This window comes from Thermodesulfobacteriota bacterium (assembly GCA_040756475.1).
Lineage (GTDB): Bacteria > Desulfobacterota > Deferrisomatia > Deferrisomatales > JACRMM01 > JBFLZB01.
In genome coordinates this window covers 1-5239 of sequence record JBFLZB010000252.1, presented here as the reverse complement: position 1 = coordinate 5239, position 5239 = coordinate 1, and the positions used below count along the sequence as shown (strand labels likewise).

Here is a 5239-nt window from a genome sequence, read left to right as displayed (position 1 = left end):
GCCCCCGGGGGAAGCCGCCACGCCCGGGCCGGCCGCCCCCGCACGGGCAGCGTGCCGGCCTCTTCCAGGTACCCCGCCGCGGCGAGCCCCGTGAGGTACTCGCGCACCGTGTCGACCCCCAGCCGCGTCTGCTCTGCCGCGTCGCGCACGCCAAACGCCCCCGAAAACCCCCGCAGCGCCTCCCACACCGCGGCGCGGGTGTCGAGCCCGGGCACCACCCGGTGCGCCGGCTTTCTCCCGGCGCCCATCAGCCCACCCTGCGCCGCGCCGGAGGGTCGCCCGCCGTGAGGCTGCGCGTGCCCCACCGTGCGCGGTCGATGGCCGCAAGCCCCACCGCCAGGCACTCGCGGCGCACGTGCTCGAGCTTGATGCACAGCCGGCGCACGCTGCCCGCGCTGGCCCCGTGGATGGCCGCCACCAGGTCTTCGGCGATCTTCACCTCGGGGCAGTACAGCCGCGCCAGGTGCCGGGCGTCGTCGAGGCTCGGGGGCGCCGCCTCGATGAAGTCGAGCTGGCGGCTGTCGAAGCGCTCCCACTTGGCCAGGCGCGCCGGCATCAGCTCTTCGCCGATCAGAAGAATCGGCGCCTGGCTGCCTTCGTAGATGTCGCGCACCACCTCCACCGCGCCCTTGGCCACGATGTGGTCGAACTCGTCTACGATCAGCGGCCGCCGCGTGAGCACCAGCAGCTCGCTCACCGCGTCGGTGAGCTCGTAGAGCGTGCCCCGGGGCTCCTTGACGCCCAGCTCTTTGAGCACCGCCAAGAGGAGCGCCCGGCGCGTCCACGAGCTCTTGCACTCCACGTACACCGCCGCGAACTTGGTGGCCGCGTAGGCCGCCGCCATGCTCTTGCCTCGCCCGGGAGGCCCGTAGAAGGTCACCATTCCCGGCAGGTGCCGGGGGCGCTCGATGGCCTGCTGCACTGCCGCCGCCAGCCGCGCTACGTTGGTGAGCGGGGCCACGGTGCCGCCACCGCCGCCGCCCCCGTTCCCATTGTTGACACCTCCGGCCTGTGTCATACTGCCCTCCTCCTGTGAGTGCCCCTCGGGCCAACGCCCCGGGGCGTGGTTTCGGCCCGGGCTGCCACCCGGGCCGTTTCTCCTCTGGCCTGATGATCCCCCCCGCCCCGAATCTCCCTACTGCCCGGCTCCCCCGCCCACGCCGAACTCGCGCTCCATCTCGTCGAAGGCCCGCCACAGGGGCGTGGTCCGAAAGGCCATGTAGAAGCGGTGCGAGGCCTCGGGCAAAAGCTCCCCCGCCTGGGCGCGCCGGTCGAGCGCGCACCAGTGCTTGTAGCGCTCCACGTCGTCCATCAGCGCCGGATCCGGCTCGGCCTCGCGCGCCCGGGCCATCTCGATCACGAGCGCCTGCACCGCCCGGGCGTCGTCGTGCCCCCTGTCGCACGCAACGGGCCGGGCCGCGGCAGGCTCGGGCAGCCGGAAGGGCCGCACCACCTTGGGGTCGGGCAGCTCGGCCGCGGCCACCTCGGGCAACATCCGCGCCGCCTCCCGCGCGCTCATGCGCCGCTCGGCCGCCAACTGCTCTTTGCCGGCCTTCACCCACCGGTTGCGGTCGCGGTTCTGGGCCCGGCCGGCCTCCGTGTCGTTGAACGCCGCCGGCTCCACGCACGCGGCGTCGCACAGGTAGCGCCCGTCCACGCTGTACACGGCCACCGGCGCGTGAAGCCGCTGGGGGTCGAAGCGCACCATCACCCGCTGCCCCTTGAGCTCGGCGAGCTCGGGCGCCCAGTAGCGGTTCTTCGCCCGGGCGGGCGCTCCGTCGATCGTGGCCACCGCGCCGGCCGCGAGCACGATCTCGCCGTTGCCGCGCGCCGTGGCGAGCTCGCCGGCCAGGAGGCAAAGCCGCCGCTGCTCCGGCGTGGCCACCCGCACCGGGCCCCGGGCGTAGCTCTCGGCGAACACCTGGTCGAAGCTCCTGCCCGCGCACACCCCCCCGCGCCGGCCGGCGCGGGCGTTGTGGGCGGCGATCTCGGTGGAGAGCACCTGGAGAAACTGCGCCAGGGGCACCGCGCGCGAGCCGTAGTTTTCGGGCTTGGCGTCGGGCTTGTTTCCGGTGTACGCGCCGGAAAACGCCGGGTGCTTGGCCACGTAGCCGCACAGGTCGCGAAACGCCCGCTCGATGGGCTTGGCCTGGCCGTGGTAGGGGGTGACCCAGTGCACCCGCACCCCCAAGAGCGTGAGCACCCCGGGGGGCTCTTCCTCTCGCACCGTGAACCGGTAGCGGTTGGGCGTGCCCCCCGTGATCCACTTCGAGGCGAAGCCCCGGCCGTTGTCGAGGTAGGCGTCTTCGGGGATGCCCAGCGTGAGCAGGTCGGCAAACGACAGCCGCACCGCGTCGGCGTTCTCGGTCAGGTCTACCCGGTAGCTCACGAGCTTGCCCGACAAGAGGTCCTGCCAGGCCACCATCCGGGGCCGCTCCACCGTGCCGTCGGGCCAGCGCACGAACACGTCGAAGGTGTGGCCGTCGGCGTTCACCGCCTCGAGCGCCCGAAAGCACGACCGGTCGCGCTCTTGCGCGGGGAACATCCGTGCGAGCGCCTCTACCCCCTGCCGGGCCAGCACCCGGGTGGCCAGCGGCATCTCGCGCACCCGGCGCTCGAAGGTCTTCGGGCTCGGCACGGCCCAGCCGCGCGCCGCCGCCGCCCGCACCAGCCGCTCGTGGCATTCGCGCACCGCGGGGCGCTCGAGCCGCAGGTAGTCGGCCTTGAAGAGCTCCCACGCCGCGGGGTCGAGCTCGGCCCGGGCCCGCCCCCCGGCGCCGAGCTGCGGCGCCAGGTACGCGAGCCAATCCGCCCGCTCCACCCCCGCCACCATCTGCCCCCAGCGATACAGCGTGCTCGGGTGCTCGCCGGCCTCCCGCGCCACCGTCTCACGGGCCCGGCGCCGCCCCCGCCCAGGCCCGTTCCCGTTCCCGTGAGAAATCAGCCGCTCCACCGCCCCCAGCAGCCGAAGCCGCCGCGAGGCTTCCTGCTTCGCCCGCTCGGACTGGCGCGCGTACCAGGCCCATTGCGCCGCCGCGTCGGGCCGCCGTGGGTTGGGGCAGGGCGGGGCGGGCGCGGCGTCTGCAACCGCCGGCCCCGGATGGGCCCGTGTCGCGGGCCCCACGGATGGGGCAGGAGCGACCGCCGGCCCTTCGTCCCCGGCCCCCGCCCCGTGCCGCACCAGAAGAGCCGCCTGGGTCTCGGGGGGCAGCGAGGAGAGGTGGTACTCGAACTCCCGCCGCACCCCCTTGCGCCGCCGCCACTGCTTCCCCCGCTTCGTCACCGCTTGTTTCGACACCCCGAGAGCTCCGGCGAGCTCTCGGGTTGACACCCACTCCGGAGCGCCGCCGGTCATCGCCCGCACCTCTCGGCCGCCGAGACACATGGCGCGCAGCCCGCGCCGGGGGCGAGCGGCCGCCGAGCCCGCAGGGCAGCCACCGCCGCGTCGAGGCACGCCCGGCACAGGCCGTGGCTCTCTCCGGGCTCCCGCCCCACCGTCTCCAGCACCACCGCTGCGCACCGCGAGCAGACCACGCGCATCGCCGTTCCTCCTGTGCTGCTACACCGTCAGCCCTTCACCTGCCGCAGGGCGGCCTCACGCCGCCGCAGCTCCGCTTGCCGCCGCCGCAGGGCTTCCCGCTCCTCGTGCAGCTCCGCCCGGGCGGCCTCCATATCAGTGAGCAGCCGCAGCCCCAACACCCGGGCCAGGTGCTCCACCAGACGCGTGCTCCCCACCGCCCAGCACCAGGCCGCCGCGTACGAAACCGGAAACCGGTGGCCTTCCTTGCTCTCGGCCGTCCACGCGTCGAGCTGCCACTTCGTGACCTCGCCCCCCAGGGCCCGGCCCATCCGGCCGGCGATCTCCCAGCGCGAAAGCCCCGACGCGCGCACGTCCTCGGTCAGGATCGCCCGCACCGCCAGGTCCTGGTTGAGCGCCCCCTCTGCGATGTCCTGTCGCATGCCGTCCTCCGTTGACGATGCGCCCCCCGTCCGTGGCCCCGTCCCTGATGTGGTCCCGAAGAGCTCCCCCTGCCGGTGTCGGGGGTCGTCTACCGTGCGCCGCCGTTTCGCCATTGCGCGCCCAGGTTCCCGGCGCTACAGTTCGGCTTGCCGAATGGGAGGAGCGCCCCGCTCGGGCCCCGTGCGCGCCATGCGCCGCCGCAGCCCCTGCATGGCCCGGCGCATCGCCGCCCGGCTCTCGGGCCCGTCCTTCGTGTAGCGGCTGGGCCAGATCTCCCAGGGGTCGGTCTCGAGGATGGCTCCCACGATCAACTCCATGGCGCGCCAGGGCCGGTGCACCACCTGGTCGGGGGATTTGGGGGCGTATTCGAACACCCGGGCGATCCGGCGAAAGTTCCACCCGCGCTTGCGCACGGCGGCCTTCACGTCCTCGGGGTGCCAGTCGGCCCCGGCGGGGGGCAGCGCGGCGGCGGCGTTCATGGGGTCACCTCGTCGCAAGGGAGGGATCGAATGGAAACCGAGACCATCAGCGGCTGGCGGGCGGTGGAGCTCCTGTGGCCGTTGAACGACATGTTTCGGGCCCGACTGCCCGAGATCCGGCGGCTGGCGTACGACCCGGCCTTCGAGCCCGAGGCCGACGCGGCGATCGAGGCGTACGCCGATGCCCCGGAGGCGGGCACATGGAAAAACCTCTCCCTGGGGGCCTGGCGCGTGCTCCTCGAGCGCCACCAGCAGGCGCTTGCGGTGGCGGCGCTGTACGAGGCGCAGGGGCGGCCGGTCATGACCGTTCCTGCCGGCTTTTCCGAAGACGTTCTACGAGTTGGATTAATGCTTGACGGGCTTCTTCGAATGAAGCTTCCGCGTCCACCAGCCGACCGATCTCGTCTTCAATTGCCGCCAGAGCCGCCAGGTCGGCCGGCGAGAGGTCACTGAGGCGGCGGGGCGAGGTCCAACACGCGGAGTGGGGTCTTGGAATCCACACGAAGGTCCCGCCCTCGCCGGTGCGGGGGTTGCGCCGCATATACACACGCCGCCCGTACAGCTTGGGGTCAACGTGTTCTGGGTCGAAGTCGTCGAGCATCAGGGGGACGATGGTCATCACGCGAGCCCTCCAGAGGGCCTGGGTGTCTGCCCGGCTGGCTTGCCGTAGACATGGACAGCTTATCGACCGTTTGGGCGAAGATCAACACCCAAATGGGTTGTCGCGGTCGAGTTTTTTAGTGCGACGTGTTTTTTTATTATTATGGGGTATTCGCGCGCACTTACGTGACCGACAACC

Annotated in this window: 7 protein-coding genes; 1 reads left to right on the top strand and 6 read right to left on the bottom strand. The window is 72.6% G+C overall.

Annotated elements, in window-relative coordinates; all coding sequences use genetic code 11:
• The 6 genes from AB1578_21740 to AB1578_21715 all read right to left on the bottom strand — a co-directional run.
• Window positions 1-248: hypothetical protein (locus AB1578_21740; protein ID MEW6490521.1), on the bottom strand; the 248-nt coding region annotated here is incomplete at its 3' end.
• On the bottom strand, window positions 248-1018 hold the full coding sequence (locus AB1578_21735) for an ATP-binding protein (protein ID MEW6490520.1): 771 nt from the start codon (window positions 1016-1018) through the stop codon (window positions 248-250). The genes AB1578_21740 and AB1578_21735, both read right to left, overlap by 1 nt.
• A 117-nt stretch (window positions 1019-1135) precedes the next feature.
• On the bottom strand, window positions 1136-3298 hold the full coding sequence (locus AB1578_21730) for a transposase domain-containing protein (GenBank protein ID MEW6490519.1): 2163 nt from the start codon (window positions 3296-3298) through the stop codon (window positions 1136-1138).
• A gap of 53 nt (window positions 3299-3351) precedes the next feature.
• A complete protein-coding gene (locus tag AB1578_21725) occupies window positions 3352-3540 on the bottom strand; it encodes a hypothetical protein (GenBank protein ID MEW6490518.1) in 189 nt (62 codons plus the stop codon).
• A gap of 27 nt (window positions 3541-3567) precedes the next feature.
• Window positions 3568-3960, bottom strand: coding sequence for a hypothetical protein (locus AB1578_21720; GenBank protein ID MEW6490517.1), 393 nt, complete (start codon window positions 3958-3960; stop codon window positions 3568-3570).
• A 135-nt stretch (window positions 3961-4095) separates the two neighbouring features.
• Complete coding sequence (locus AB1578_21715; protein MEW6490516.1) at window positions 4096-4440, bottom strand: helix-turn-helix domain-containing protein; 345 nt, start codon at window positions 4438-4440, stop codon at window positions 4096-4098.
• A gap of 30 nt (window positions 4441-4470) precedes the next feature.
• Here AB1578_21715 and AB1578_21710 point away from each other — a divergent pair, with 30 nt between their 5' ends.
• Window positions 4471-4893 carry a hypothetical protein gene (locus AB1578_21710; GenBank protein MEW6490515.1) on the top strand — a complete coding sequence of 141 codons (423 nt, stop codon included), beginning with the start codon at window positions 4471-4473 and terminating at the stop codon, window positions 4891-4893.
• Window positions 4894-5239: the final 346 nt, after the last annotated feature.